1 protein-coding gene is annotated in these 1,391 nt (G+C 66.5%); it reads right to left on the reverse strand.

The annotated features are described in order from the left end of the window. Positions 1-48: 48 nt before the first annotated feature. Positions 49-1,311 carry an IS256 family transposase gene (locus AB0B83_RS30125; RefSeq protein WP_357581011.1) on the reverse strand — a complete coding sequence of 421 codons (1,263 nt, stop codon included), beginning with the start codon at positions 1,309-1,311 and terminating at the stop codon, positions 49-51. Positions 1,312-1,391 lie beyond the last annotated feature (80 nt).

The raw sequence follows: 1,391 nt of genomic DNA on the forward strand, positions 1-1,391 counted from the left end.
GGGAGTGTGTCGATTTCCGTGTTTGAGCCTGTGGTGTGATCGAGATTCTTAGATGGCGATCCGGTCGCCGTAGGCGAGGATCAGGGCGTTGAGGGCCTTGGCCCAACCGTAGACCCGGCCGGTGATGCTCCCGCCGCCCTTACGTTTCTGCTGGACGACGAGGTAGAGGACCTTCATCGCGGCCTGCTCGGTCGGGAAGTGCCCGCGCCGACGGGCGGCTTGGCGGAACCGGGCGTTCAGGCTCTCGATGATGTTGGTGGTGTAGAGAACCTTGCGGACCTCGTGGTCGTAGTCCAGGAACGGCACGAACTGCGGCCAGGAGGTGCGCCAGAGCCGGATCACGGCCGGGTACTGGTCACCGAACTGCGTGGCGAACGCCTCGAACCGGGCCTCGGCAGCCGCGACGGTGGGGGCGGTATAGATCTCCCGCAACGCCGGGGTGATCTTCTGCCAGTCCTTGCGGTTCGTGTAACGCAGCGATGCCCGCACGAGGTGGACGACGCACTGCTGGTGCACCGCCTGCGGCCAGACCTGCTCGATCGCGTCGGTCATGCCTTTGAGGCCGTCGGAGCAGACCATGAACACGTCCTCGACGCCCCGGTTGCGTAGTTCGGTGAGGTAGCCGGCCCACTGCTTGGCGCCTTCCCCGCCGGTGCCGGCCCACATGCCGAGCACGTCGCGTTCTCCGTCGAGGCTGATGCCGACCACGACGTAGACGGGCCGGTTCGCGACCTGTCCCTGGCGGATCTTCATCACGAGAGCGTCGATGAACACCACCGGATAGATCCGGTCGAGAGGCCGCTGCCGCCAGGCTTCCATCTCGTCCAGGACGCTGTCGGTGACCCGGCTGATCAGCTCCCGGGACACGTCGGCGTCATACACATCGGCCAGATGCGCGGAGATCTCCCCGGTCGTCAACCCTTTCGCGTACAGCGACAGGATCGCCTCGTTGAACCCGTCCAACCTGCGGGCGTGCTTGGGCACGATCCGCGGCGTGAACGACCCGGCCCGATCCCGAGGAACCTGGATCCGCACCGGCCCGACCTCGGTCTGCACCGTCTTCGCCCCGTGCCCGTTACGCACGTTGGCCCGCCGGCCGGTCGTCTCATCGACACCGACCTCGTCGAGGTGCGCGTCCAGCTCCGCATCGAGGGCCGATTCGAGGACGGTGCGGGTGATCCCGGCGAGGAGCCCACCAGGCCCGACGAGGGACACTCCGTCGGCCTTGGCCCGCTCGACCAACTGCTGAGCGAACTCCACCTCCGCCGCCGACGGCCGCGGAAGCTCAACAGCGTTCTTCTTGTCTGCCATGACGTGGTCCTTCCCGGACAGGATCGACGTCCTGTCCAACGGACCACACCCAGGTCAAACACGGAAATCTACGCAGTCCC

The sequence above is a fragment of the Micromonospora sp. NPDC049060 genome (genome assembly GCF_040649055.1).
Taxonomy (GTDB): domain Bacteria; phylum Actinomycetota; class Actinomycetes; order Mycobacteriales; family Micromonosporaceae; genus Micromonospora; species Micromonospora reichwaldensis.